The following is a 25073-nucleotide window of genomic DNA, read 5'->3' as shown; positions in this document are numbered from 1 at the left end:
TGCCTTTGGGTCCAGTTCCCGTACGGCCGGTTGTAGGGCAAGTAACATTGCAACAACATTGCGGGTGCGGCGCCCACATCGCGCAGTATCGGGGTATGGTGCGGCCCGGGGGACGCTGTTCGGTCCCGAAATCAGTGGGCGACCGCACCTGGCTTGGCTGACGTCGTCGCGCCCAGCTTCTTCAGACGGTCGAGCTCGAACGCAGCGCAGTCATTTTCGACATACTCGATTACGCCGATATCGCGCGTCTTCTGGAAGAACGCCTGCGCCTGCGTGGTGTCGCCGAGTGCGAGGTTGCGCAGGCCGATATAGAAATAGGCTTCCGCGAGCGCCATCTGGTGCTCGTCGCCGGCCTTTTTCTCGAGCGATTTGAGCAGGTCGTCCGGTGACATCAGGCCCGCCAGCATGGCCAGGCCGGCACGCGGCCAGTCACCTTGTGCTTCGGCCCCGGCGCGCTTGACCAAGTCGGCAGGAACTGGCTTGCCGAGGCGGCCGTAGGTCGCAACCAGCCACATGTCGCTGTAGAGCCGGGCCTCGCGGTCGCCCAGTTCGCTCGCCTTGGCGAAGTCCTCGATGGCCTCCTGCATCCGGCCGGCATAGACCCGCGAGACGCCGCGCCAGCGGAATGCGAGGCCGTCGGCGCCGCCGCCCAGGGCGATCGCGTTGGAGTAGTCGGTCACGCTCTTGTCGAACTGTCCCGACTGGAAATAGATGCTGGCGCGGCACGTCAGGATGTTCGCGGCGGTCGGCGCGAGGCGCACGGCGGTGTTGGCATCCTGCAGGGCCTCGTCAACGCGGTCGAGGTCGGCTCTGGCGTGGCCGCGCAGGCAATAGCTGTTGGCCAGATCGCTGCCGGTGAGCTTGCCGCCATCGATGCTTTCGGTGGTCTTCTTGATGATCTCCTCGTGCTGCTCATGCAGACGGTGCGCGATATCCGCCTTGGCGGCATTGTTGTTGAGCATCGCCTTGTTGACCGCAAAAGCGCCGCCGATCGCCTTGTGGAGCGAACGGAGGTCCTCGGCATAGCCGGGGTAATCCGCCGGCTCGACCGACGGCTGCAGCGTCTTCAGCTCGACGGTCTTCCTGGCGTTGCTGCCTCGAAAATATTCGGTGACCGTGGCGTTGAAATACTTGTTGGAGATGGTGTGCTCGCGCGGGTCGATGCTGGCGCTGACCTGTTCGGGAAAGTTTATCTCGAAACTGTATTTGCCGTGGAACGGGAAGCCTGGAATCCGCAGCGGCGTGGTGCGGTTTGCCGACTGCGAGGCGATCAGGACATTCTGCATATTGTCCAGCGCGTAGCTGACGACCCAGTTCGCTTCCACCTCCGTGGCGAGCTTCGGAATCCTGTAGTGCGCCGAGATCGAGAGCTCGTTCTTCGCGGTGTCGTTCTGCACGACCGGTTCGCCGACCAGCGTCGCGCCGGGATAGCGGCGTTCCAGGGCATCCCGGACGAACCTGGTCGTCTGGTCGTGCGATGCCCGTTCAAGCACGACGCGGAGTTGCTCGGCGCCAAGCCCGCGCCAGACGCGCCGGACGTCGAGCTGACCTTCTTCGCCGAACTTGGCCAGCGTTGCCCGTTCGGTGATTTCATTGCCGACGATATCGCCGGTGTCGGCGGGAACGCGCGAGACGGCATCGGTCTCGCGCGCCGCGACGAGGACCTGGACCCCGACATGCGCCTGGCCCGCCCGGTCGAGCTCGCCATGCTGTCCCAGCCGCGTCGGGTCGAGGAAATAGGGCTTGCCACCGACCGTGGCCTCGACGATGGCATGATCGAAGAATTGCGGGCTGGGCAGCGTTTTCTCCAGCCCGCCATGGCGTCCGATCTGCAGCAGCACTGGCCGGCTCGTGATGCCGAGCTCGCGGAGCAGGGCGACCAGCAACAGCGACTTGTCCTTGCAGTCGCCGTAGCGGCGCCGCAGCACCTCGTCGGGTTGGGTCGGCCGGTGCGAGCTTTCGCCGAGCGCGACCGAGAAATACCGGATCTGGGATTGCACGAACTCGAGCGCGGCCATGGTGCGGGCCGGCTCGGACGGCAGCGTCTTGATCCGCTTCACGACGTCCTGAAACTCGCCGTCCTTTGGCGCGCTCGCCTCGAACAGGTTGCTCGCCCAGCCAGCGACATCGCTCCAGCTCGCAAACTCGGTGAATTGCACGAAGCGAAGCCCGAAGAAGTCGGGCGGAGCCATCGTCTCTCCGGGAAATCCCGGCAATGGCTGCTGGTCGAAGCTGACGCGCCGAAATCCGTTGCGCACGGATTCGGTTGGGGTGAGAGGAGGCAGCGGCCGGTCGCCGACCACGCGCCAGGCGATCGATCGGTCGGTTGGATAGTTCAGAACGACCCGCCGCCGCAAGGTTGGTGCGTTCTGGTCCCACGGCGCCGCGCCGAAGGCCTTGCCGCCGAACACGGGATTTTGACCGGAGCTCGTATAGGCGATCTCGAGCGTGTCGCCGACGCGCAGGTCGTCGATCAAGATGGAGGCGGTCACCCGGCCGCTATAGACGCCGCGCTCGAGATCCTGCTCGCGCTGCAGGAAGCGGATGTTGGATGTCAGCGTCCGATCGAATTGTTCCTGTCCGCGAAAGATGCGGATCGTGTGAAGCCGGACATGCTCATATTCAGGGGCGAATGCGATCGAAAGGCGTCCGGCCGCCGTAAGCGCTGCGGCATCGTTGATCTGCATCGCGCGCCGAAAGTAGAGCTCGGAAGTTTTCCCAAGCAGGTATTGACTGTCAGCGAGACGGATGACCACCGGCAATGAAACGGTCTTAGGGACCTCGGGGATCGGCAGTTGCTCAACCCATGCCGGCACCGGATCGCCCAGCGTAAATGCATCCTTGCCGAGCTGGACTTCCTTGAGCCCGTTATCGGTCGCCTGTTGGGCCGCGGCGCCATGACATCCCAAAAGACATCCGAGTGCAACCACCAGCAACAAGCCAACGCGCAACGATCTCATGAGATACATTCGCCACCTCCTTCACTTAGGGGTTGTATAGATGATGGCGGACGGGCCGGCAATTATTGCAAGCGGCCAGGTTTGTCGGCGAGGTGAAGTTGATGTGAAGGTGTGCGGCGCCTGCGGACGGGCCATGCTCGCGGCGAGGGGCTGAACCACGTCAATTTGACTTGGCGATTTTGACTTGACCCGGGTTTGTTGTCAGAACTTGCGCCCTTTCGCGAACAGGATCTGGGAGGATCACCAATGATCTACGAGACGCGTGTCTATCGCTGCCTGCCGGGCCGGCTGCCGGCGCTGCTGAAGCGCTTCGAGACCATCACGCTGAAGCTGTGGGACAAGCACGGCATCAAGCAGGCCGGCTTCTTCACGACGCTGGTCGGTGAATCCAACCAGGAACTGACCTATCTGCTGGCCTGGGAATCGCTTGCCGAGCGCGAGAAGAAATGGACCGCGTTCCAGACCGATCCGGAATGGATCACCGCGCGCGCCAAGACCGAGGAGGACGGCCAGATCGTTCTCAACATCGTCAACCAGCTCTTGGTGCCGACGTCGTTCTCGGCGGTCAAGTGACGTTGCCGAACGAGGGCGCGTGCAATTGAGGAAAACCTCCGGCGGTCTGCCGGAGGTTTCCTTTTCCTTGGGCATTTTCTAAGGGATCGACCGTCAAGCCATCGCAGCGGCCGCAAGCACCGGATAATCGGTGTAGCCGCGCGCCGTGCCGCCGAAGAAGGTGGTGTGATCGGCGTCGTTCATCGGCGCGCCGGTCTTCAGCCGCGCGACGAAATCCGGGTTGGCGAGGACCAACCGTCCGTAGGCTTCAAGATCCGCCAGGCCCGACGCGAGATCGGCGCCGATCTGCTCGGCGGGATGACCGGGACGGTTCAGGATCAGGGGCCGCTTCCACAGCGCGCGCAGGTCAGCCACCAGGCGGTCGTCGCCGTTGTGAAGGACGTGAAGGTAGGCAAGGCCAAGCTTGTCGAGTTCGGCGACCAGGTAACGGTACAGGGCAGGGCCGTCCGCGCCTTCGTCGATGCCGCCGAGATTTGAACCGGGCGACAAACGGATTGCCGTCCTGTCCGCACCGATCTCCGCTGCAATTGCGGTGGCGACTTCAATCGCAAAGCGCGCGCGGTTCTCGATCGAGCCGCCATATTGGTCGGTGCGCGTGTTGGCGCTTGGCGCGAGGAACTGCTGGATGAGATAACCATTCGCGCCATGGATCTCGACGCCATCAGCACCAGCCTCGATGGCGGCGCGCGCCGCATGACGGAAATCGGCGACCGTCTGGCGGATCTCTTCGATCGACAGCGCGCGCGGCACCGGAATGTCCTTCATCCCCGTCGCCGTGAACATCGGCGCCCCCGGGGCGATGGCGGACGGGGCAACGCCCTGACGATGATGCGGCGTATTGTCGGGGTGCGACATGCGTCCCGCATGCATCAGCTGGATGAAGATGTGGCCGCCCTTGTCGTGCACGGCCGTCGTCACCTTCTTCCAGCCGGCGATGTGTGCGGCCGTGTAGATGCCGGGCGTGGCGAGATAGCCCTGGCCGTCATCCGAGGGCTGCGTGCCTTCGGTGACGATCAGGCCGACGCTGGCGCGCTGGGCGTAATATTCGGCCGCGAGGTCTCCCGGCGTGCCATCGAGTCCCGCGCGGCTTCGGGTCATGGGTGACATGACCAACCGGTTGGCCAGGGTGTTGCGTCCGATACGGACGGGCAGAAATCTTTGCGTGCCGAGTGCCATTTTGTGGGTTCCTATCTTTGCTCCGGACGCCTCGCTGCGAGGACGAGGTCGCCTTTCAAGGGCAGAAGTAGGATTTGGTTATATCGGCGGTAGCCAGTATATGTTGATACTATCTATCGGATCAGCCGATATGAGGCCACGATGCTTGAGAGCGTATCGTTCGACCAGCTGCGGATGTTCGTGGCCGCTGCCGATGAGGGCAGCTTCTCGGCCGCAGCACGCCGCGTGCAGCGAACCCAATCGGCGGTCAGCGAGGCAATCCTGAACCTGGAGGCCCATCTCGGCGTCGTCTTGTTCGACCGCGCGGGCCGCTATCCGAAGCTGACAACGGAAGGCGTCATCCTGCTGGCGGACGCGCGGACGGTCGTGACCGACGTCGACGCCATGAAGGCGCGCGCGAAAGGCATCGCCGGCGGGCTTGAGGCCGAGCTGACGGCGGTCGTGGACGTATTTCTCCCGATCGAGGCCGTCGCCGCATTTGCCCGGCAGTTTCGGGTCCAGTTTCCGGCGACGCCGCTGCGGCTCTATGTCGAAGCGCTGGGAGGCGCGGTGCAACCGGTGATCGACGGACGCGTGAGCGTCGGGATCGTGGGTTCACTGCCGTCGCTGCCGCGCGATCTGGTCAAGGAGCGCGTGACCAACATCAAGTTCATGTTCGTGGCTGCCTCGAACCACCCGCTTGCCTCCTATCGGGGAGTCATTCCGAAAGAGGAGTTGGCGCGGCATGTGCAACTCGTCCTGACCGATCGTTCGACGCTTTCGCAGGGCCGCGAGATCGGCGTGATGTCCGCGTCGACGTGGCGCCTGGCGGATCTCTTCGCCAAGCACGCGTTTCTTCTCAACGGCCTTGGATGGGGAGGCATGCCCCATCATACCGTGGCAAACGACATCGCCGCGGGGCGGCTGGTGGAACTCGCAATCGAGGAGGCGCCGCCCGGAGGACTGCCGCTGCCGATGTTCGCGGCCTACCGGGTTGCCGAGCCGCCGGGACCCGCGGCGCGATGGATGATCGAATTCTTCAAGAACTGCCGGGGCGGTGAGGGCTCAAATGAGATAGTGCAGGTTGCCGCAAGCCGGACCTCTTGATTGGGCACTGCGGACGACGCTCACAGATCTGCCGCGCGGGGCGGCAAGATGCGCGCTATTGCGGGCAGCCCGACGTTTGATCGCCCTCACGGACCATCGGCTTGCCATTGATGAAGACGCCGTGGCTGCCTGAGGTCGTCTTGCCGCCGCAATGCGTGCGATCGCCCATCACCACGGCCGGCTTGCCGTTGATCAGGACGTTGGGTACGCCCTCGACGAGTGGGCCGCCATTGCTGGTGGTGTCGCCGCTGCGCGCGGCCGGCTTGCCGTTGACGGTGACGCCTGCGGCGCCGCCGGTGACCACGCCGGGCTGGCTGCCGGTTTGGGCGTAGGTCAGGCTAGACATGACCGAAAGGGCTGCGACAGCTCCGATCATCAGCGAGATGCGCATTCGTTCCTCATGGGAATCTGTTCCGCGCCAGTCTATAGGGGCGGTTGGGGCAGGATTGTGATAGCACGGCCACCCACGGCGTCAGCGCAACCCCCTCATCGTGCGGGATGGCTTGATCCATCCCGCGCGGGATTGCATGGTCGCCGGCAAAAGGATGCAGCATTTTGACCAATCAGGTTTCCGCGCCAGCCGCCGCGCCGATCGTTGCCGTCGGATCGGCGAAATTCGGCAACGCCTTGCCGATCTCGATCATCGCCGGTCCCTGCCAGCTCGAGAGCCGCGCGCATGCGCTTGAAGTGGCGTCCGCGCTGAAGGAGATCGCGGCCAGGCTCAAGATCGGTCTGGTGTACAAGACCTCGTTCGACAAGGCGAACCGCACCAGCGCGTCGGCCGCGCGCGGCATCGGGCTGAAGCACGCGCTGCCGATCTTCGCCGAGATCCGTTCTTCGCTCGGGCTGCCGGTGCTGACCGACGTGCATGAACCCGACCAGTGCGCTGAGGCGGCGCAGGCGGTCGATGTGTTGCAGATCCCGGCCTTCCTGTGCCGGCAGACGGATCTCCTGCTGGCTGCGGCTGCGACCGGCAAGGTCGTCAACGTCAAGAAGGGCCAGTTCCTGGCGCCCTGGGACATGGCGAACGTGGCCAGCAAGATCACCGGCGCGGGCAACGCCAATGTGCTGGTCACCGAGCGCGGCGCGTCGTTCGGCTACAACACGCTGGTGTCAGACATGCGCGCGCTGCCGATCCTGGCGCGCACCACCGGCGCGCCTGTGATCTTCGACGCCACCCATTCGGTGCAGCAGCCAGGCGGCAAGGGCACGTCCTCGGGCGGCGAACGCGAATTCGTGCCGGTGCTGGCGCGCGCCGCGGTCGCGGTCGGCGTTGCCGGCGTGTTCATCGAGACCCATCCCGATCCGGATCACGCGCCGTCGGATGGCCCCAACATGGTGCCGCTCCGCGACTTCGAATCCCTCGTCAAGCGGCTGATGCAGTTCGACGCGCTCGCCAAGACGGCAGCCTGACCGGCGGACAACGACATGACCGCAACGAGCGGCATGCCGCCGGCCCTCAACGTCATCACGCTGGCGACCTTCGCGGCGAGCCTGTCGGTGCGCGCGCTCGATCCGGTGCTGCCGCATGTCGCGGAGGATTTTGGCGTCAGCATCGCGACCGCGGCGAGCTTTGCCGCGGTGTTCGCCTTCACCTTCGCCGCGGTCCAGCCGGCGATCGGCGCCGCCGCCGATTTGTTCGGCAAGGCGCGGTTGATGACGATCTGCCTTGGGCTGCTCGGCGTCGCCAACATCCTCGGCGCACTCTCGACCTCGTTTCCGATGCTGTTCGTGACCCGCGTCCTCGCCGGCATCGGCTCGGGCGGCGTGTTTCCGGTGGCGCTGTCGCTGACCAGCGATCTCGTCGGTCCCGACAAGCGGCAGCTTGCAATCGGGCGAACGCTCGCAGGCTCGATGACCGGCAACCTGCTCGGCGCCACGGCCTCCGGTCTGATCGGCGATTTCCTCGGCTGGCGCGGGGTGCTCGCGGTGCTTGGCGGCCTCGTGATCATCGTTGCACTGGCGGTTGCGGCGGGCTTCCGCGGCGCTGCGTTGAACCGTCCGCCGCGCACCAGCCTGAAGGCGCTGCGTCACGGCTATCGCACCATCTTCACCAATCCGAACGCGCGGATCTGCTATTCGGCGGTCTTCATCGAAGGCTGCTGCGTGCTCGGGCTGTTTCCCTTCATCGCCTCGTTCCTGTTCGAGCTCGGCGAGACCTCGCTCTCGATCGCCGGCATCGTGATCGCGGGCTTTGCGATCGGCGGATTGCTCTACACGCTGACGGTGGCGCGCCTGCTGCCTTTGATCGGCATGAGGGGCATGATGGTCGTCGGCGCAACGCTGGTCGGCATCCAGCTCGTCGGCGTCGCCTTCGGGCCGCACTGGAAGCTGCAGATGGCGGGCCTCCTGGTGATGGGCCTCGGCTTCTACATGATCCACGGCTGCCTGCAGGTGTTCGCCAGCGAGCTGTCGGTCGAGGCCCGCGCCACCGCGCTGTCGCTGCACTCGTTCTTCTTCTTCATGGGGCAAACCGTCGGCCCGATCGCCTATGGCTTCGGCCTGCAACATGCCGGCAAGACCGCGACGCTCGTTTCCGCCGCCGCCGTGATGGTCGTGCTCGGCTTCATCTGCGCGAGATTCCTGAAGCAGCGGCGACCGGCCGATGCCGACCTGCGCCCGGACGTCGAGCCCTAGCGAACCCTCAGGTTATGAACACACAAGCATCAAGGCATTGTGTCGCTCAGTCGCCTTAGTGCTCGCTATTCGAACAGGATGCGCGTACCGTGCCTTATCACCGTGCTTCCAACGCGGCCTCTATCGGTGACCGAGGGTAACGAACGCTCCCGCCGTGGTGATGAAGGAGCGTGCGCGTTGTCCGGACGTCGCTTGACCGACTGAATTGTGCCGCCGGTCATCGTGACGCTGTTTCTTCTGCTCTGCTTGGTCGCTGTGGTCGTCTGGCGCCGGAGCTGCAATGTCTCGTCGGTGGCAACAATCAGCCCCACCGTTAACGTGATCATGGCAAAGCTCGACACCGAAGCCTGATCAACGTCGCTCCAACGAGGCAATATTGACCCATGGTCGCGCGCGATAGATGGACCGTAGACCTGGAGTGCCCACGCTGCGGGAGCATCGACGTAGCTATTCTGTCTCAGGCAGATGGCTATGCTTATGTGAGAGGCGATAGTGGGACGCGCGCCGACCATGTGCCAGCCGGCTTCGCGTGCATTGATCCGGAGATCTGCTGCTTTCAGTGTTTGAAATGCCAGGTGCGGATACCGTGACATCGAATGTCGCCGCAAAGCGGCTTCAACGGTGGTCTCGACCTTGAACGAGACATCCGTCGGTGTTCAGACCGGATGTCCACCGCATCGCTTTTGATCGTGGCCCTATCGCTGCCAGCCGGATCGGCGTATGCTTTCCGCATCGCCGCCCGGCCCGTGGCTTCTATCGGTGATGAGAACGCCGGTTGCGCTTTCGCCCCACTCAGGGAGCAGCGCAGCCAAATGATCAGTTTACCTCACATTTCAGTATATTTTTCCTGCGAGAGCTGTGGCGCCACATATGAGGCCTCACAGGATCGCAATGATCGCAGTGGAAAGTTTCACTGCGTTCATTGCGCCAGATTGGTGCATCAATGGTCCGGCACCTTTAGCTATTTGGGCTGGCGATTGTTCCGCACGTCCGCCGAGCTGTCATGATCGGTCATTGCATCCTTTGTGAGGACACGCGCTGGGTCTGTGAGAGTCACGAGGATCAGCCATGGACAGGTCCCGACGCCTGCACGTGTTGTGGGGCCGGGTCGCCATGTCCTCATTGCAATAAGCCTGAAGCCGAGGCGCGGCTGCCGCGAGGCTTTCGCAACATGTTCGACAACGGAGCCGAGTCATGACAGGCCGTACATCCTGATCTCTCGCGCATTGATCACATGCCGGACCGCAGCAACCAATTGGCGTCCAGGCAACGCCGGCGCGCAATCCCCACTATTGGTCAGCCGTAACCTGCCGGAGGTGCATCCCGACGTCGGCGAGGCTGTACGGCTTGGCAATGAAATGACCGCCGGCCGGGAGGTCGTCGAGGATTACGTCGGTGGCCGACGTGGCAATGATCGCAATCGGCGGCCAACGATGGCGGACGACATGCGCAAGCCTCAAGCCGTCGATCGAGCCGGGCATCTGGATATCGGTGAAAATCACCCGGATGTCGTCACGCGTTTCAAGGATCGCTATCGCGTCATCGGCGTTCCCAGCTTCAATGGAGTGGAACCCAGCGGCCTCGACCATGTCAGCTGCCTGCATGCGGATCAGAAAATCGTCTTCGACGACGAGAACGGCCGAGCGTGTCATCGAATGTGCAAGCCCGGTTGTGATTTGCGTGGGACGCAAATTGACCTAGGCTAATTCGGCATTGGTGGCTCAGTTCCTGTTGGCTACTCAACAATCTCGCTTCGCCACGGCAGACGCGCCCGGCAGACGCGCTCGCGAGCCGCTCAGAGTGAGCGGAGCTGCGAGAGGAACGTCGCATCCCCTCGCAGCCCATCATGGGTTTCCGACGCTAGATCAGATGGAAGGTGTGCATGCCCATCGCGGCATAGATCGCCGAAACGTCATGTTCCACCTCAGGGCCGCCATGCGCCGTTTGAGAGATATCGGACGCAAGCTGCGCAAGCGTGTCCGCGGCTGAGGCACCTCCGAAGAAGCCGTGCGGGGCGTTGTTGGCCGCATCGCCGGTGTGGCCGCCACTGGCAAATGCGAAGCCATCGCCGGCGGTGCTGACCCATGGGCCGCCGTGGTCGGCCGCAACCGGAGCCGGCGAGGGATCGGGCGTGAAGCTGACGCCATGCGGCGAACTGAAGTTGAATCCCGGCGCGTTGTCGGCGGACAGCAGCGGCGTGAAGGTGCCGGTGTGCGGGTCGACCTGACCGAACGCCTTCAGGCTTCCAACCGAGGCATAGAAATCGTCGGGGTTCAGCCCTGTTGCGTGGAACGAAAAGACCTTGTTGGTCGCCGTATCGGTCAGGGTGAAGGTACCGGATTTGGCGCCCGGCTCGATGACGTCGTCGAGGCCGGCCTTGGCGCCGACGCCGGCTATCGGCGTGAATGACACCGATTGGTGGGCGGTTCCGGGGGGCCTTGATGTCGATGATGGTGCCGTCGTCGCCGCTCGACAGCAGCAGATCGCCATTCGGCGCAAGCTTCAGCGAGTCGGGATCGTTTTGCGGCACGACCTCGATCTTGCCGGTCACGGTGTCGAGCCCGGTCGCGCCGAATTCGAGGATCGGCTTGGTGGTCAGCGTGCCGGTCGGATGATCGCCGTTGAGGAGCTGGACCACGGTCGCATCGCCCGGATTGACCGGGTTGGTGAAGCTCAGGAACACCTTGTCGCCCTTGAACACGACGTCGTCATAGCCACGGCTGGCCGACGAATCGGCATAGCTGAGCGGTGCCGAGACCGCATGCGTCTCCGGGTTGATCAGCGTCAGGGTGGGATTGCCATCCTGGTTTTGCAATGCCCAGATATCGCCCGTTACCGGGTTGTATTTCAGGCCATCGACGGATCCCGACAGCGAGTAGCTGAACTCGATGTCGCCGTGCTTGTCATACTGGACGATCGTGCTCGAGCCGCCGGCGCCGGTCGAATCCGCGCCATTGCCATACTCGACAAAGGTCGAGCCGTGCGCGGTGGTGACGGAATCCGGCTGGGTCGATCCGTCGGTGGGAGCCTGGAAGGTCTTGACGCTGTCGATATGCGGAAACGGCGCTGCGTTCTTGTCGGGGATGAACACCACGCCATGCGGCGAGCCGAAGCTGAAGCCCGGTGCATTATCCTGTGAGACCAGCGCGGTGAACGCACCGGTGTTCTCGTCGACCTGACCGAAGGCAGCGAGCGCGCCGACGGATGCATAGTAAGCGTTGGGATCGAGGTCGCTCCCATGCACCGACAGGACGTGGCCGTCCTTTGCGTCAGAGATGTAGAACGTGCCCGACGTCGCGTTCGGCTTGATGACGTCGTCGAGGCCGGCATTGCCGATCGAGCCCGCAGGAATTCCCTGGATCGGGGTGAAGGCAATTGCCTGCTTGGAGGTGCCGGGATTCTGGATATCGATGATCGCGCCATCGGCGTTGCTGGAGAAGATGAGGTCGCCATTGGCGGCGAGCTTCAGCGAATCCGGATCGGTCTGCGGCACCAGCTCCATCTTGCCGGTGACGGTGTCGTAGCCGATCGCGCCGTCGAGCAGCACGGGAGCGGTGGTGAGGAGGTCGCCGGGCTTCGGGCTGGTGCCGTTCAGCAATTTGACGATGGTCGGATCGCCGTTGCCGGTCGGGTTGGTGTAGCTCAGGAACACCTCGTTGCCCTTGAACACCACGTCGTCATAGCCGCGCGAGGTAGACGGATTGGCGTAGTTGAAGTGAGCCGTCACTGTCTGGGTGTTGGGATCGATCAGCGACAGCGAGGAACGGCCGTCCTGGTTTTGCAGCGCCCACACCATGCCGGTTTCGGGATTGTATTTCAGTCCATCGACCGATCCCTCGATCGAATAGGCGTGCACGAAATGACCGGCGTGATCATACTGGATGATCGTGCTGTCGCCGGGCACTGCTCCAGTCGAGTCGACGCCGTTGCCGTACTCCACGAACACGTACTTGCCGGCGATCGTGATCGAGTCGAGTCCGGTCACCCCGTTTGGAACGCTGGCGAAGGTATGGATCGCATCGACATGCGCCACCTGCGGCGCATTCTTGTCGGGAATGAAGAGCAGGCCGTGCGCGGCGGAAAAATTTGGCCCGGTGACGATCGGCGTGAAGGCGCCGGTGGTCGGATCGACCTGGCCAAAGCCGCCGAGACTGGCGACCGCGGCGTAGTAGTCGTTGGTGTTGAGGCCGCTGGCGTGGAATGAGTAGACGTTCCCCGATTTCGTATCGGTCATGTAGAACGTGCCCGCGGTCGCACTCGGCTTGATCACGTCATCGAGGCCGGCATTGCCGAAGGAGGCCGCCGGGATTCCGGCGATCGGCGTGAATGAAATCGCCTGGCTGGCCGTTCCGGGGTGTTGAATATCGATGATCGAGCCGTCGGCTGCGCTGGAGAAGATCAGATCGCCATTGGCGGCGAGCTTCAGCGAATCCGGATCGGACTGCGGAACGAGCTCGGTCTTGCCGGTCACCGTGTCGAGGCCGGTGGCGCCGTCGGTCAGGATCGTCGTCGTCAGCAGTGTGCCGCTCGGATGGTCGCCGTTCAGCAATTCCACCAGCGTCGGATCGCCGGCGCCGTTCGGATTGGTGTAGCTCAGGAAGACCCTGTTGCCGTCGAACACGACGTCATCGTAGCCGCTGGTCGCGGAGGGATTGGCAAAATTCAGCGGACCGGTCACCTTGTGCGTGACGGGATCGATCAGCGTCAGTGTCGAGTTTCCATCCTGGTTCTGCAGCGCCCAGATCTGACCGGTGTAAGGGTTGTATTTCAGTCCGTCGACCGACCCGGCGATCGTGTAGGTCCGCTCGACCTTGCCGCTGTTGTCGTATTGCACGATCGTGCTCGAGCCGCCGGCACCGGTCGAATCCGCGCCATTGCCGTATTCGACGAAGATCGTTCCGTTTGCCGTCGTGATGGAATCCGGAGCCGTCGCGCCAATCGATGTCCCCGACGCGAACGTCTTCATCCCGCTGATCGTGACCATGTCGACCCTCCATGGGTTTGCAATGTTTGGAAACGGGAGGAAACGCGTGGTGCACGACGTGGATGTGACGATTGGCCGCGCGAATTTTTGCAACGATGGCGGAACCTTTTCGCGATTGCGAATCGTCCCGATAGCTCAAGCGCTTTCGCGCGTGTTCCGCGCGCATCACGAAACTGTTGCTGCGAAAATCAGCAAGGCAAGACCAGCGACGCTGGTTTCGGCCGTCGCGATGGTCGTGCTCGGCTTCATCTGAGCGAGATTCCTGAAGCAGCCGCGTCCGGCCGATGCCGACGCGCCGCTAGACGTCGAGCCCTGGCGATCCCTCAGGTCATCTCGGCCCGCTTATTCCCACAACCGTCATTTCAGGGATGAGATGACCGGACCCGCAACCGGATCGGTTAGGCCGAGACCGTTGCCGAGATCTTCGAGCGTGTCGCGAAAAGAATTCAGCGTGGAAATCATGGCTGGCCGCGCCTCGATGCACGCGTCCATATCTTGCCACTCAGCGATAATGCAGTAGGAACGGTCACCGGTCTTAATAATGCTGGCATGCAATAAACCCAGCCAGGTTGCTCCAATTGTCTTGTGAGCGTCCAAGAACTCTTGATCGCGCCCCGGCTTCACTCGAAAACGCACAGCATTGAAAGCGGTCACCGTCTTCTCCCAAAGCACTGAGATGCTCCCGTACAGGAAGCGCGCTTACGTGGGTCGCGCAGCTTGAAAGCGCATGCATTCACTTCCGCTTCGTGGCGGTCACGGACCGATTGGCCCGCCTACTGGGTTTTTATCATCTTCGCCAATTCATGGCGCAATTCTGGACTATCTTGATGGCCATGCACCGCGACAGCGTGTTGTACCGCGGCTTCCAGAAGTTCCTTTTGAGTATCAGCTGAAATCGCGATCGTGCAGTTCATCTCACTTGGGTAATCTCGGCAATCCAAAAACATTCTACCCAAATCTGCCTCCGTCAATACGAGTATACTATTCGCCGTGCTGAACTACTCCCACTCACGATAATGCCTGCGTCTGCTCACTATGCCTGACTTCTTCAAATGATAGCTCATGGCCGGCCAGCTTACGCGCCGTCCATAACGAGCGTGCCAATCGTCTTCGATCGTGGTCGCTTCGGCCACATTGGCGCAGCCATTATCGGAGCAGCCGTTATCGAACATATCACACATCGAAGGGAGCGCCACGTCAGTTCCTGGCCCAAGGCCGACATGCATGTCGGCTTCTGCGCCGGTTTCCGAGGATCAGCAGACGTGGCGGACTGAAGGGGGCCCGACCTATCCCCGCCCGCGATAAGTCGCGACGCCCTGATCGGGAACCCAGAGACCCTTCGGCAGCCGGCCGGTCTGGAAGAACACGTCGATCGGAATGCCGCCGCGCGGGTACCAGTAGCCGCCGATGCGCAGCCATTTCGGCTTGATCTCGTCTGATATCCGCCGGCCGATCATGACCGTGCAATCCTCATGGAATGCGCCGTGATTGCGGAAGCTCGCGGCGAACAGCTTCAGCGATTTGGATTCCAAGAGCCAGCGGCCCGGCACGTAGTCGATCACCAGATGCGCGAAATCCGGTTGGCCGGTCACCGGGCAGATCGAGGTGAATTCCGGCACCGTGAAGCGTACCAGATAATCGGTACCAGCCTGCGGATTGGGCACGCGGTCGAGCTGCGCCTTTTCCGGCGCGTCGGGCCATTCCACCGCACGGCCGAGTTGCAGGCCGGGGGAGGTCGTTGATTTGCTGGATTTCTTCGCCATTCGGGGTCTCCGTGGGGTCTCCTAGCCTATGATCGGGCGTCCGTCACCCGGCCTTTTCCCCCTCGATGCATTGCGCTAGAAGCACCGCCATCCGACCCCCTCACTGCCACAAGAGGTACTCATGACTGACATCGTCGACATCATCGGCCGCGAAATCCTGGATAGCCGCGGCAACCCCACGGTCGAGGTCGATGTGGTGCTGGAAGATGGGTCAATCGGCCGCGCGGCGGTGCCGTCGGGCGCCTCCACCGGCGCCCATGAGGCGGTGGAACTGCGCGACGGCGACAAGTCGCGCTATCTCGGCAAGGGCGTGGAAAAGGCGGTTGCCGCCGTCAACGGCGAGATCTTCGAGGCGCTCAGCGACCAGGCCGTCGAGGAGCAGGTCGCAATCGACCAGATCATGATCGAGCTCGACGGCACGCCGAACAAGAGCCGGCTTGGCGCCAACGCCATCCTCGGCGTGTCGCTGGCCTGCGCCAAGGCCGCGGCCGAATCCTTCGACATGCCGCTGTATCGTTATGTCGGCGGCACCTCGGCGCGGACGCTGCCGGTGCCGATGATGAACATCATCAATGGCGGCGTGCATGCCGACAACCCGATCGACTTCCAGGAATTCATGATCCTGCCGGTCGGCGCCACGTCATTTGCCGAGGCGCTGCGTTGCGGTTCGGAAATCTTCCACACGCTGCGCGGCGAGTTGAAGAAGGCCGGCCACAACACCAACGTCGGCGACGAGGGCGGCTTCGCACCGAACCTGCCGTCGGCCGACGCCGCGCTCGAGTTCGTCATGAACGCGATCGGCAAGGCCGGCTACAAGGCGGGCGACGACGTCGTGCTCGGCCTCGACTGCGCCTCCACCGAATTCTTCAAGGAAGGCGCCTACGTCTATGGCGGCGAGAACAAGACCCGCTCGCGTTCGGAGCAGGTGAAGTATCTCGCCGATCTCGTCGCCCGCTATCCGATCGTCACGATCGAGGACGGCATGTCGGAAGACGACATGGACGGCTGGAAGGAATTGACGGATGCGATCGGCAAGAAGTGCCAGCTGGTCGGCGACGATTTGTTCGTCACCAACGTCACGCGGCTTGCCGACGGCATCAAGAACGGCCGCGGCAATTCGATCCTGGTCAAGGTCAACCAGATCGGCACGCTGACCGAGACGCTTGCGGCGATCGAGATGGCCTACAAGGCCGGCTACACCGCCGTGATGTCGCACCGCTCCGGCGAGACCGAGGATTCCACGATTGCCGACCTCGCGGTCGCCACCAATTGCGGGCAGATCAAGACCGGCTCGCTGGCGCGCTCCGACCGCACCGCCAAGTACAACCAGCTGCTGCGCATCGAGCAGCAGCTCGGCACCCAGGCGAAATACGCGGGCAGGGCGGCCTTGAAGGCGCTGGCCTAGCGCCCCAACTGATCGGGACTGAACAAGACGCAAAAAAGGGAGGTCGGGATGAGTGACGGCAAGAGCGGTCTGCAGCTGCGTTCGCTGCTCAAGAAGGATGGCGAACTGGAATTGTCGCTGGTCAATGTCCCGACCCCCGAGCCCGGTCCCGACGAGGTCGTGGTCCGGGTCGAGGCGAGCCCGATCAACCCGTCCGACCTCGGGCTCCTGATCGGCCCGGCCAACATGGCGGCGGCAAAGGTCACCGGCAGCAAGGAATTGCCTGTGGTGACCGCGCGCGTGCCGGAAGCGGCATTGCCCGGCCTCGCCGCGCGACTCGACGAGTCGATGCCGGTCGGCAATGAAGGTGCCGGCGTCGTGATCAGGACCGGCTCGTCGGACGCTGCGAAAGCGCTGATGGGCCGCACCGTCGCGATGATCGGCGGCGCGATGTATGCGCAATACCGCACGCTGCGCGTCAACGAATGCCTGCCACTGCCCGACGGCACCACGCCGGCGGATGGCGCGTCCTGCTTCGTCAATCCGCTGACCGCGCTCGGCATGACCGAGACGATGCGGCGCGAGGGGCACAAGGCGCTGGTGCACACGGCGGCGGCGTCGAACCTCGGCCAGATGCTCAACAGGATCTGCCTCAAGGACGGCATCGGCCTCGTCAACATCGTGCGCAACAAGGAGCAGGCCGACATCCTGCACAAGATCGGCGCCAAACATGTCGTCGATTCCGGCGCGCCCGATTTCATGGACAAGCTCACCGGCGCGCTGGTCGAGACCGGCGCGACCATCGCCTTCGATGCGATCGGCGGCGGCAAGCTCGCGGGCCAGATCCTGGTCGCGATGGAAACCGCGATCAACAAGACCGCCAAGGTCTACAGCCGCTACGGCTCGAACGTGCACAAGCAGGTCTATGTCTATGGCGGCCTCGATACCCGCGAGATCGAGCTCCCGCGCGGCTTCGGCATGGCCTGGGGCATCGGCGGCTGGCTGCTGTTCCCGTTCCTGATGAAGATCGGCCCGGAGGCCGGCAACAAGCTGCGCCAGCGCGTGGTGGCCGAGCTGAAGACGACGTTCGCCAGCCACTACACCAAGGTGGTGTCGCTGCAGGAGACCCTGCAGCTCGACAACATCGCGGTCTACGGCAAGCGCGCCACCGGCGAGAAATTCCTGATCAACCCGAACAAGGGCGCGTAACGAACCGCGTCTGGAGCATTCGGTTCTGATTGAATCAGAACCGAAGCTCCTGCTTCTTGCATTGACGCGTTTTCTTCACGCGAACCGGCACCCACTTCGCTCGAAAACGCTCTACTCGCGCTCGAATGCCAGCTTCCTGGAGCGTTTGTGACGCTCCAGGGCGTGGCCGACCAGCACATCCATCAGCTCGGATTGCGGCAGGCCGCTGGCCTCCCATAGCCGTGGATACATGCTGATGTTGGTGAAGCCGGGCAGGGTGTTCGCCTCGTTCACGAACGCCTGCTCGCCGTGCAGGAAGAAGTCGATCCGCGCCATGCCTTCGCAGCCGAGCACGCCGAATGTTTTGATGGCGAGCTCCCTGATGGTTTCGGCAACGGCAGCCGGCACGTTGGCCGGCACTTGCAGCAGCGCGCCGTCCGCATCGAGATACTTCGCGTCGTAGGAATAGAAGCCGTGCTTGTCGGACGGAACGATCTCGCCGAGCTGGGAGGCACGGACGCGGCCCTCGGCATCCTCGAGCACGGAGCACTCGACCTCGCGGATCGGCGCGACACCCCGCTCGACCAGGATCTTGGTGTCGAAGCGGAACGCCAGTCTGCAGCCGGCCTCGAACTCCTCCGCGGTGCGCGCCCTCGACACACCAACCGATGATCCCATGTTGGCGGGCTTGACGAAGACCTCCTGCGACCCGACGGCGCTGACCGCGTCGTCATAGCTGATGGGGGCCACGGCCGACATCGCGACAAAGGGGACGATCGGCAAGCCCGCCTCGCGCATCAGGCGCTTGGCGACGTCCTTGTCCATGCCGGCCGCCGAGCCCATCACGCGCGAGCCGACATAGGCGACATCCAACAATTCCAGCGCGCCCTGCACCGTGCCATCCTCGCCGTTCGGTCCATGCAGGACCGGGAAGACGACGTCGAACGCCGGCAATTCCGTTGGTCCCGCCGCTGGTCCCTGAAGCACCACGACGCGGCCCTGTCCGCCCGGCAGCAAGGCGAGTTGCGGTCCCTGGTCGGGAATGGTCAGCGCGCCGCTCCCGGTGCCGGGGCCGTTTCCCGCGTCGGTGACGATCCAGCGGCCATCGCGCGTGATGCCGATCGCCGTGGCGTCATAGCGATCCGGGTCGAGCGAGCGAAGCACGTTTGCTGCCGACGCCCGCGAAACGTCGTGCTCGGCGGAACGGCCACCGAACAGGATTGCAACCCGGATCTTGCGCTCTCGCATTGTCTTGTCTCTCGGCCTCGGCGGAGGAAGCGGAATCCGCGGCAGTATGCTCGGACGAAGATGTCGGCAATTTGTTACACAGGTCTACATCGGTGTTGCGGGGGCCGGCCGGACGGCCGAGGGTCCGCGTCCAGCCCAATTTTGAAAACGCTGCGTTTCCGGAATTAGACAATCCATGCACTTGCATCTTTCTTGGCGTGCCGGTAGGTGAAGTGCAGCAGTCTTACGCGCAACCGAGGGGAATCTTGTAATGGCCTATAACATCGTCACCATCGTCGGCAGCATCCGCAAGCAGAGCTTCTCGCTCAAGATCGCCAATGCGCTGGCCAAGCTCGCGCCGGCCTCGCTGAAGCTCGATGTGACGACCCTCGAGGGCATTTCCTTCTTCAACCAGGACCTCGAGGCGGCGCCGCCGGCGGACTGGTTGGCCTTTCGCGAAAAGCTGCAGAAGTCGAACGGCGTGCTGTTCGTGACCCCCGAATACAACCGTTCGGTTCCGGGTGTGTTGAAGAACGCGATCGACGTCGCCTCGCGGCCCTACGGCAAGAGTTCATTCATCGGCAAGCCGGTCGGAATCGTCTCCAACTCGCCGGGCCCGCTCGGCGGCGTCAGCGCGGCGAAGCACCTGCAGAACATCCTGCCGGGCATTTCCGGCCCGATCCTCGGTCAGCCGGAAACCTATCTCAACGGCGTCGGCGACGCCTTCGACGACAAGGGCGAACTGACCAAGGAAGCGCTCAAGACGGTGTTGCAGCAGTACCTCGACGCCTTCGCCGCCTTCGTCGCGAAGCAGAACGGCTGACCCGGCGCCCCGTTCCGATTGAATCGGAGCGGGGCTCCAGGCTGGTTGTTTTGACGGGTTGTCTGCGCGCGAACCGCTATCCATCCCGGATCAAGTCCGGGACAGGCTCCGCTCGAAAACGCTCTCGTTTAGCACTCCGTTAACCGCATGGCCGCATCTTCGCCGCCATGGTTTCCCGCACACGCCTCAAATCGATTCTGACCGGGCTCGCCCTCTACACGCTGGCGGCGCTGATGGTCGGCTATTTCGGCGTCAACGCTTATACCGGCAAATACGGCCTGAACGCGCGGCAGGAGCTCGACCAGGAAATCATCGCGCTGACTTCGGAGCTGGCGCGGCTGAAGAAGGAACGGGCCGAGGGCGAGCAGCGGGTGTCGCTGCTGCGGTCGGACCGGGTCGATCCCGACATGCTGGACGAGCGTGCGCGCTTCCAGCTCGACTACGCCAATCCGCGCGATCTGGTTCGGATCAACAAGGCGAACTGACACCGGCAGTGATTTTTGGACAGCGCTTGTCCGAAAATAACTCGCGCCCGTTCTTCAAATTTCAAAATTGATCAATCAACATCACAAAAATGTCGCGCCGCGTTGCAGTGCGGCATAGCAAAATTCCATCCGGCGAATGCAATCCTTCCAAGGCGATTTGAGTTGGGTTAGAGAGGGTTCTTCGACTTCTCTCACCCGGAATTGCCATGGCCACACCCAAGAAAACCGTCGCAAAGGAATCAGGGCAGGAGAAGGCCGGCTCTCCGCCCGAATTCTCCCGGGAGCAGGAGCTGAAGGCTCTGCGGGACATGCTCCTGATCCGGCGCTTCGAGGAGAAGGCCGGTCAGCTCTACGGCATGGGTGCGATCGGCGGCTTCTGCCATCTCTATATCGGCCAGGAAGCGGTCGTGGTGGGCATGCAGATGGCGCTGAAGCCGGGCGACGAGGTCATAACCGGCTACCGCGACCACGGCCACATGCTGGCTTGCGACATGGAAGCCAAGGGCGTGATGGCGGAATTGACCGGACGTCGCGGCGGCTATTCTCGCGGCAAGGGCGGCTCCATGCACATGTTCAGCAAGGAGAAGCATTTCTACGGCGGTCACGGAATCGTGGGCGCGCAGGTGTCGCTCGGCACCGGCCTTGCGTTCGCCAACCGCTATCGCGGCAACGATAACGTCAGCGTGACCTATTTCGGCGACGGCGCGGCCAACCAGGGCCAGGTCTACGAAAGCTTCAACATGGCGGAGCTGTGGAAGCTGCCGGTGATCTACGTCATCGAGAACAACCGCTATGCGATGGGCACCGCGGTGTCGCGCGCCTCGGCGCAGCAGGACTTCTCCAAGCGCGGCGTCTCCTTCAACATTCCCGGCAGGCAGGTCGACGGCATGGACGTGCGCGCCGTGAAGGCCGCCGCCGATGAGGCCACGGCATGGTGCCGCGGCGGCAACGGTCCGATCATTCTCGAGATGCAGACCTACCGTTACCGCGGCCATTCGATGTCCGATCCGGCGAAGTACCGCACCCGCGAGGAGGTCGAGAAGGTTCGCCACGACCAGGACCCGATCGAGCAGGTGCGCAACCGCTTGCTGGCGGCAGGCGTGAGCGAGCAGGATTTGAAGGCGATCGACGCCGAGGTGCGCGAGATCGTCAACGCAGCCGCTGACTTCGCGCAGCACGATCCGGAGCCCGATCCGTCCGAGCTCTACACCGACATCTACCGCTGACCCCACCCGCGCAGAAGAATCTCAAGACCGATTTCGGGAGCTGATATGCCCATTCAAGTGCTGATGCCTGCGCTGTCGCCCACCATGGAGAAGGGCAACCTCGCCAAATGGCTGAAAAAGGAAGGCGAGACCATCAAGTCCGGTGACGTCATCGCCGAGATCGAGACCGACAAGGCGACGATGGAGGTCGAGGCGACCGACGAGGGCACGCTCGGCAAGATCCTGATTCCGGAAGGCACCGCCGACGTTGCGGTGAACACACCGATCGCCACCATCCTGGCCGACGGCGAAAGCGCCGCCGACCTCGCCAAGGCGCCTGCCGCACCAGTGCCGCAGCCGAAGGCCGCGGAGGCGCCCGCTGCGGAAGCCAAGGCGGAAGCGCCGCAGCCCGCGGCGAAGGCGCCGGCCGCGCCGGTCAGCGAGGCATTGCCCGACCCGGAAATTCCGGCGGGTACCGAGATGGTCACCCAGACCATTCGCGAGGCGCTGCGCGATGCGATGGCCGAGGAGATGCGGCGCGACGGCGACGTCTTCATCATGGGTGAGGAGGTCGCCGAGTATCAGGGCGCCTACAAGGTGACGCAGGGCCTGTTGCAGGAGTTCGGCGCCCGGCGCGTGATCGACACGCCGATCACCGAGCACGGCTTTGCCGGCGTCGGCGTCGGCGCAGCGATGGCCGGGCTGAAGCCGATCGTCGAGTTCATGACCTGGAACTTCGCGATGCAGGCGATCGACCAGATCATCAACTCCGCCGCCAAGACGCTGTATATGTCCGGCGGCCAGATGGGCTGCTCGATCGTGTTCCGCGGCCCAAACGGCGCCGCCGCGCGCGTCGCCGCCCAGCACAGCCAGGACTACGCCGCCTGGTACTCGCAGGTGCCGGGTCTGAAGGTGGTCGCGCCGTACTCGGCCGCCGACTACAAGGGCCTGCTCAAGGCCGCAATCCGCGATCCCAATCCGGTGATCTTCCTCGAGAACGAGATGCTGTACGGCCACACCGGCGAGGTGCCGAAGCTGCCCGATTTCGTGGTGCCGATCGGCAAGGCGCGGATTGCACGCGCTGGCAAGGACGTCACCATCGTCTCCTGGGCGATGGGCATGTCCTATGCGCTGAAGGCGGCCGATGAACTCGCCAAGGAAGGCATCGAGGCCGAGGTGATCGATCTCCGCACCATCCGTCCGATGGACACCGACACGATCATCAACTCGGTGAAGAAGACCGGCCGTGCGGTGACGGTGGAGGAGGGCTGGCAGCAGAGCGGCGTCGGCTCCGAGGTCGCTTCGCGCATCATGGAGCATGCCTTCGACTATCTCGATGCGCCGGTCGCGCGCGTCTCGGGCAAGGACGTGCCGATGCCCTATGCCGCGAACCTCGAAAAGCTCGCTCTGCCCTCCGTGGCCGAGGTGGTCGCGGCCGCCAAGGCCGTGTCGTACCGGTAACGCCGATGGCCGGTCCCAAGGAGCAGCCGCTGCCGCCCGACGTGATGGGCCGCGACGACGCCGTGGAGGTGCTGCGCGCCTTCGTCGTCGACGGCGGCCTGTCGATCGCGTTCCAGCGCGCCTTCGAGGAGCCGGACATGTGGGGGCTGATGCTCGTCGACATCGCCCGCCACGCTGCGCGCGCCTATTCGCGCGAAAGCGAATACACCGAAGACGAGGCGCTCGCGCGCATCGTCGAGATGTTCGAAGCCGAAATCGCCCGGCCGACCGACATGGGCCAAACCAAACCGCGGTCGCAACAAGGTCACTGACAATGCCGATCAATATTCTCATGCCCGCGCTGTCGCCGACGATGGAAAAGGGCAACCTCGCCAAGTGGCTCAAGAAAGAGGGCGACAAGGTCAAGTCCGGCGACGTGATCGCTGAGATCGAGACCGACAAGGCGACGATGGAAGTCGAGGCGGTCGACGAAGGCACGATCGCCAGGATCCTGGTGCCCGAAGGCACGCAGGACGTGCCGGTCAACGACGTCATCGCCGTGATGGCTGGTGACGGCGAGGATGTGAAGGCGGCGGCCAGCGCCGGAGCGGGCGCTGCACCGGCCGCCAAACCCGCCGAGGCCCCGAAGCCCGCCGCTCAGGCTGCACCTGCCGCGGCGCCTGCACGGGCGGCTGCGCCGGCGCCGCAGCCGGCCGCAGCGCCCGCCGCTGCGCCGCAGGCTGCTGCACCGGCCGCGCAGGCCAATGGCCACGCTCGCGTGTTCTCCTCGCCGCTGGCGCGCCGGCTTGCGAAGGAAGCCGGCATCGATCTTGGCCGCATCACCGGCACCGGTCCGCACGGCCGCGTCATCGCGCGCGACGTCGACGACGCCAAGTCCGGCAAGGGCCTGAAGGCGCCGGCGGCTGCGCCGGCCGCCACAGGTCCCAGCATCGCGCCGTCAATGTCCGACAAGCAGATCCTGGCGCTGTTCGAGCCGGGCTCCTACGAGGTCGTGCCGCATGACGGCATGCGCCGCACCATCGCGCAGCGTCTCACCGCCTCGGTGCAGAACGTCCCGCACTTCTACCTCACCATCGACTGCGACATCGGCAAGCTGCTCGCCGCGCGTGAGGAGATCAACGCGGCTGCGCCGAAGGACAAGGAGAAGAAGCCGCTCTACAAGATCTCGGTCAACGACTTCGTCATCAAGGCGATGGCGGTCGCGCTGCAGAAGATCCCGAACTGCAACGTCAGCTGGACCGAAGGCGGCATGCTCAAGCACAAGCATTCCGACGTCGGCGTCGCGGTGGCGATGCCGGGCGGCCTGATCACGCCGATCATCCGCAAGGCCGAGACCAAGACGCTCTCGACCATCTCCAACGAGATGAAGGATTTCGCCGCGCGCGCCCGCGCCCGCAAGCTGAAGCCGGAAGAATACCAGGGCGGCACCACCGCGGTGTCGAACCTCGGCATGTACGGCATCAACCACTTCACCGCCGTGATCAACCCGCCGCATGCCTCGATCCTTGCGGTCGGCACTTCGGAGGAACGTCCGGTGGTGCGTGGCGGCAAGATCGAGATCGCGCACATGATGAGCGTGACCCTGTCGTGCGATCATCGCGCGATCGACGGTGCGCTCGGCGCCGAGCTGATCGGCGCCTTCAAGCAGCTGATCGAGAATCCCGTGATGATGATGGTGTGACGGGCATCCGCCATGTACGCGATCTACGGTCCGTACGTCCTGCTCGCCGCCATCGCCGTCGCGTTACTCTTCGCTGTCAACCGCGACCTGATATCGACGATCCAGTTCAGGATCATGATGATCGGCGCCGCTGTGCTGGCGCTGGCGTGGACCGTGTTCCTCGGTGCGGTATGGCAGGAGTACGGATAAATGGCCGGCACGGCTCGCACGCGCTGGCCCTGGATCTCGCTATTGCTGTCGGCCGCACTGGTGCTCAATCCGGTCGGACTGGATTTTCTGCACTCCGCGTTCTTCGCCGGCGAACAGCTGGCGCGGAACATCGCCCAGCCGATCGTGCTGACGGCCCTGGCCATCATGGCCGTGGTGATCGGGCTCGAATGGCTGGTCAGGTCATTGATCGCAAGAAGCCGCGCGCGCGGCGTCACACGTTGAGTTGAACG

Annotated in this window: 25 protein-coding genes; 15 read left to right on the top strand and 10 right to left on the bottom strand. The window is 63.8% G+C overall.

The genetic code is table 11. The features are described 5' to 3' along the window. Nucleotides 1-131: 131 nt before the first annotated feature. Nucleotides 132-2969: a DUF3857 domain-containing protein gene (locus ACVIGB_RS08890; protein WP_456722951.1), complete on the bottom strand. Its 2838-nt coding sequence runs from the start codon at nucleotides 2967-2969 to the stop codon at nucleotides 132-134. Between the two features lie 237 nt (nucleotides 2970-3206). Here ACVIGB_RS08890 and ACVIGB_RS08885 point away from each other — a divergent pair, with 237 nt between their 5' ends. Then, nucleotides 3207-3533: an NIPSNAP family protein gene (locus tag ACVIGB_RS08885; RefSeq protein ID WP_092114564.1), complete on the top strand. Its 327-nt coding sequence runs from the start codon at nucleotides 3207-3209 to the stop codon at nucleotides 3531-3533. 93 nt (nucleotides 3534-3626) lie between these two features. Here ACVIGB_RS08885 and ACVIGB_RS08880 read toward each other — a convergent pair whose 3' ends face one another. Next, entirely contained in the window at nucleotides 3627-4709 is a 1083-nt protein-coding gene (locus tag ACVIGB_RS08880; RefSeq protein ID WP_456722952.1) for an alkene reductase, read from the bottom strand. A gap of 141 nt (nucleotides 4710-4850) precedes the next feature. Between ACVIGB_RS08880 and ACVIGB_RS08875 the strand changes: the two genes are divergently transcribed. Beyond that, on the top strand, nucleotides 4851-5795 hold the full coding sequence (locus ACVIGB_RS08875; RefSeq protein ID WP_456722953.1) for a LysR family transcriptional regulator: 945 nt from the start codon (nucleotides 4851-4853) through the stop codon (nucleotides 5793-5795). A 55-nt stretch (nucleotides 5796-5850) separates the two neighbouring features. Here the strand turns inward: ACVIGB_RS08875 and ACVIGB_RS08870 are convergent, their stop codons facing one another. Beyond that, nucleotides 5851-6186, bottom strand: a complete 336-nt coding sequence (locus tag ACVIGB_RS08870) for a PAAR domain-containing protein (RefSeq protein WP_456722954.1) — start codon at nucleotides 6184-6186, stop codon at nucleotides 5851-5853. Between the two features lie 164 nt (nucleotides 6187-6350). Between ACVIGB_RS08870 and kdsA the strand changes: the two genes are divergently transcribed. Continuing rightward, nucleotides 6351-7208, top strand: a complete 858-nt coding sequence (kdsA, locus tag ACVIGB_RS08865; RefSeq protein ID WP_456722955.1) for a 3-deoxy-8-phosphooctulonate synthase — start codon at nucleotides 6351-6353, stop codon at nucleotides 7206-7208. Between the two features lie 15 nt (nucleotides 7209-7223). After that, nucleotides 7224-8432 carry an MFS transporter gene (locus ACVIGB_RS08860; RefSeq protein WP_456722956.1) on the top strand — a complete coding sequence of 403 codons (1209 nt, stop codon included), beginning with the start codon at nucleotides 7224-7226 and terminating at the stop codon, nucleotides 8430-8432. Between the two features lie 65 nt (nucleotides 8433-8497). On the opposite strand, the gene ACVIGB_RS08855 is transcribed toward ACVIGB_RS08860, so the two are convergent. From ACVIGB_RS08855 to ACVIGB_RS08845, 3 genes are all read right to left on the bottom strand, one after another. Then, the gene (locus ACVIGB_RS08855; RefSeq protein ID WP_456722957.1) at nucleotides 8498-9025 is read right to left on the bottom strand and encodes a hypothetical protein; all 528 of its coding nucleotides are present in this window, start codon (nucleotides 9023-9025) and stop codon (nucleotides 8498-8500) included. Between the two features lie 696 nt (nucleotides 9026-9721). Then, nucleotides 9722-10084 carry a response regulator gene (locus tag ACVIGB_RS08850; RefSeq protein ID WP_456722958.1) on the bottom strand — a complete coding sequence of 121 codons (363 nt, stop codon included), beginning with the start codon at nucleotides 10082-10084 and terminating at the stop codon, nucleotides 9722-9724. Between the two features lie 272 nt (nucleotides 10085-10356). Further along, entirely contained in the window at nucleotides 10357-13416 is a 3060-nt protein-coding gene (locus ACVIGB_RS08845) for a hypothetical protein (protein WP_456722959.1), read from the bottom strand. A 46-nt stretch (nucleotides 13417-13462) separates the two neighbouring features. Between ACVIGB_RS08845 and ACVIGB_RS08840 the strand changes: the two genes are divergently transcribed. Next, entirely contained in the window at nucleotides 13463-13669 is a 207-nt protein-coding gene (locus ACVIGB_RS08840; protein ID WP_456722960.1) for a hypothetical protein, read from the top strand. Between the two features lie 104 nt (nucleotides 13670-13773). Here ACVIGB_RS08840 and ACVIGB_RS08835 read toward each other — a convergent pair whose 3' ends face one another. From ACVIGB_RS08835 to queF, 3 genes are all read right to left on the bottom strand, one after another. Then, nucleotides 13774-14070 carry a DUF718 domain-containing protein gene (locus ACVIGB_RS08835; protein WP_456722961.1) on the bottom strand — a complete coding sequence of 99 codons (297 nt, stop codon included), beginning with the start codon at nucleotides 14068-14070 and terminating at the stop codon, nucleotides 13774-13776. Between the two features lie 119 nt (nucleotides 14071-14189). Next, nucleotides 14190-14363, bottom strand: a complete 174-nt coding sequence (locus tag ACVIGB_RS08830; protein WP_312001179.1) for a DUF1059 domain-containing protein — start codon at nucleotides 14361-14363, stop codon at nucleotides 14190-14192. Nucleotides 14364-14702: 339 nt separating this feature from the next. Continuing rightward, nucleotides 14703-15179, bottom strand: a complete 477-nt coding sequence (gene queF, locus ACVIGB_RS08825; protein WP_194454218.1) for a preQ(1) synthase — start codon at nucleotides 15177-15179, stop codon at nucleotides 14703-14705. Nucleotides 15180-15300: 121 nt separating this feature from the next. On the opposite strand from queF, the gene eno reads away from it, so the two are divergent. Then, a complete protein-coding gene (gene eno / locus ACVIGB_RS08820; RefSeq protein WP_176531090.1) occupies nucleotides 15301-16584 on the top strand; it encodes a phosphopyruvate hydratase in 1284 nt (427 codons plus the stop codon). Between the two features lie 48 nt (nucleotides 16585-16632). Continuing rightward, nucleotides 16633-17772 (top strand): zinc-binding dehydrogenase, encoded by a 1140-nt coding sequence (locus tag ACVIGB_RS08815; RefSeq protein ID WP_456722962.1) that lies wholly within the window; start codon nucleotides 16633-16635, stop codon nucleotides 17770-17772. A gap of 111 nt (nucleotides 17773-17883) precedes the next feature. Here the strand turns inward: ACVIGB_RS08815 and ACVIGB_RS08810 are convergent, their stop codons facing one another. Beyond that, nucleotides 17884-18999: a D-alanine--D-alanine ligase family protein gene (locus ACVIGB_RS08810; protein ID WP_456722963.1), complete on the bottom strand. Its 1116-nt coding sequence runs from the start codon at nucleotides 18997-18999 to the stop codon at nucleotides 17884-17886. A 250-nt stretch (nucleotides 19000-19249) separates the two neighbouring features. Here ACVIGB_RS08810 and ACVIGB_RS08805 point away from each other — a divergent pair, with 250 nt between their 5' ends. From ACVIGB_RS08805 to ACVIGB_RS08770, 8 genes are all read left to right on the top strand, one after another. Further along, complete coding sequence (locus tag ACVIGB_RS08805) at nucleotides 19250-19801, top strand: NADPH-dependent FMN reductase (protein WP_092114551.1); 552 nt, start codon at nucleotides 19250-19252, stop codon at nucleotides 19799-19801. Between the two features lie 167 nt (nucleotides 19802-19968). After that, nucleotides 19969-20286: an FtsB family cell division protein gene (locus tag ACVIGB_RS08800; protein WP_092114550.1), complete on the top strand. Its 318-nt coding sequence runs from the start codon at nucleotides 19969-19971 to the stop codon at nucleotides 20284-20286. A 206-nt stretch (nucleotides 20287-20492) separates the two neighbouring features. Beyond that, nucleotides 20493-21512, top strand: a complete 1020-nt coding sequence (gene pdhA, locus ACVIGB_RS08795; protein ID WP_092114549.1) for a pyruvate dehydrogenase (acetyl-transferring) E1 component subunit alpha — start codon at nucleotides 20493-20495, stop codon at nucleotides 21510-21512. A 45-nt stretch (nucleotides 21513-21557) separates the two neighbouring features. Continuing rightward, complete coding sequence (locus ACVIGB_RS08790) at nucleotides 21558-22952, top strand: pyruvate dehydrogenase complex E1 component subunit beta (RefSeq protein WP_456722964.1); 1395 nt, start codon at nucleotides 21558-21560, stop codon at nucleotides 22950-22952. 5 nt (nucleotides 22953-22957) lie between these two features. Further along, nucleotides 22958-23263, top strand: a complete 306-nt coding sequence (locus ACVIGB_RS08785) for a DUF5076 domain-containing protein (RefSeq protein ID WP_021079261.1) — start codon at nucleotides 22958-22960, stop codon at nucleotides 23261-23263. Between the two features lie 2 nt (nucleotides 23264-23265). Beyond that, a complete protein-coding gene (locus ACVIGB_RS08780; RefSeq protein WP_456722965.1) occupies nucleotides 23266-24633 on the top strand; it encodes a pyruvate dehydrogenase complex dihydrolipoamide acetyltransferase in 1368 nt (455 codons plus the stop codon). A gap of 12 nt (nucleotides 24634-24645) precedes the next feature. Further along, a complete protein-coding gene (locus tag ACVIGB_RS08775; RefSeq protein WP_171947596.1) occupies nucleotides 24646-24822 on the top strand; it encodes a hypothetical protein in 177 nt (58 codons plus the stop codon). Continuing rightward, nucleotides 24823-25065, top strand: coding sequence for a hypothetical protein (locus ACVIGB_RS08770; RefSeq protein ID WP_092114546.1), 243 nt, complete (start codon nucleotides 24823-24825; stop codon nucleotides 25063-25065). The last annotated feature ends 8 nt before the right edge of the window (nucleotides 25066-25073 follow it).

The organism is Bradyrhizobium sp. USDA 4341 (genome assembly GCF_054063755.1).
The sequence above is the reverse complement of the archived record's forward strand: the minus strand, read 5'-3'. Positions and strand labels throughout refer to the sequence as shown.

Coding starts and splice junctions, on each gene's coding strand:
- ACVIGB_RS08770 (WP_092114546.1), top strand. CDS start 24,823: ATGGCCGGCACGGCTCGCACGCGCTGGCCCTGGATCTCGCTATTGCTG.
- eno (WP_176531090.1), top strand. CDS start 15,301: ATGACTGACATCGTCGACATCATCGGCCGCGAAATCCTGGATAGCCGC.
- ACVIGB_RS08845 (WP_456722959.1), bottom strand. CDS start 13,416: ATGGTCACGATCAGCGGGATGAAGACGTTCGCGTCGGGGACATCGATT.
- ACVIGB_RS08810 (WP_456722963.1), bottom strand. CDS start 18,999: ATGCGAGAGCGCAAGATCCGGGTTGCAATCCTGTTCGGTGGCCGTTCC.
- ACVIGB_RS08805 (WP_092114551.1), top strand. CDS start 19,250: ATGGCCTATAACATCGTCACCATCGTCGGCAGCATCCGCAAGCAGAGC.
- ACVIGB_RS08870 (WP_456722954.1), bottom strand. CDS start 6,186: ATGCGCATCTCGCTGATGATCGGAGCTGTCGCAGCCCTTTCGGTCATG.
- ACVIGB_RS08830 (WP_312001179.1), bottom strand. CDS start 14,363: ATGTTTTTGGATTGCCGAGATTACCCAAGTGAGATGAACTGCACGATC.
- ACVIGB_RS08880 (WP_456722952.1), bottom strand. CDS start 4,709: ATGGCACTCGGCACGCAAAGATTTCTGCCCGTCCGTATCGGACGCAAC.
- pdhA (WP_092114549.1), top strand. CDS start 20,493: ATGGCCACACCCAAGAAAACCGTCGCAAAGGAATCAGGGCAGGAGAAG.
- ACVIGB_RS08790 (WP_456722964.1), top strand. CDS start 21,558: ATGCCCATTCAAGTGCTGATGCCTGCGCTGTCGCCCACCATGGAGAAG.
- queF (WP_194454218.1), bottom strand. CDS start 15,179: ATGGCGAAGAAATCCAGCAAATCAACGACCTCCCCCGGCCTGCAACTC.
- ACVIGB_RS08785 (WP_021079261.1), top strand. CDS start 22,958: ATGGCCGGTCCCAAGGAGCAGCCGCTGCCGCCCGACGTGATGGGCCGC.
- ACVIGB_RS08860 (WP_456722956.1), top strand. CDS start 7,224: ATGACCGCAACGAGCGGCATGCCGCCGGCCCTCAACGTCATCACGCTG.
- ACVIGB_RS08890 (WP_456722951.1), bottom strand. CDS start 2,969: ATGTATCTCATGAGATCGTTGCGCGTTGGCTTGTTGCTGGTGGTTGCA.
- ACVIGB_RS08850 (WP_456722958.1), bottom strand. CDS start 10,084: ATGACACGCTCGGCCGTTCTCGTCGTCGAAGACGATTTTCTGATCCGC.
- ACVIGB_RS08775 (WP_171947596.1), top strand. CDS start 24,646: ATGTACGCGATCTACGGTCCGTACGTCCTGCTCGCCGCCATCGCCGTC.
- ACVIGB_RS08780 (WP_456722965.1), top strand. CDS start 23,266: ATGCCGATCAATATTCTCATGCCCGCGCTGTCGCCGACGATGGAAAAG.
- ACVIGB_RS08885 (WP_092114564.1), top strand. CDS start 3,207: ATGATCTACGAGACGCGTGTCTATCGCTGCCTGCCGGGCCGGCTGCCG.
- ACVIGB_RS08800 (WP_092114550.1), top strand. CDS start 19,969: ATGGTTTCCCGCACACGCCTCAAATCGATTCTGACCGGGCTCGCCCTC.
- ACVIGB_RS08875 (WP_456722953.1), top strand. CDS start 4,851: ATGCTTGAGAGCGTATCGTTCGACCAGCTGCGGATGTTCGTGGCCGCT.
- ACVIGB_RS08855 (WP_456722957.1), bottom strand. CDS start 9,025: ATGTCACGGTATCCGCACCTGGCATTTCAAACACTGAAAGCAGCAGAT.
- ACVIGB_RS08815 (WP_456722962.1), top strand. CDS start 16,633: ATGAGTGACGGCAAGAGCGGTCTGCAGCTGCGTTCGCTGCTCAAGAAG.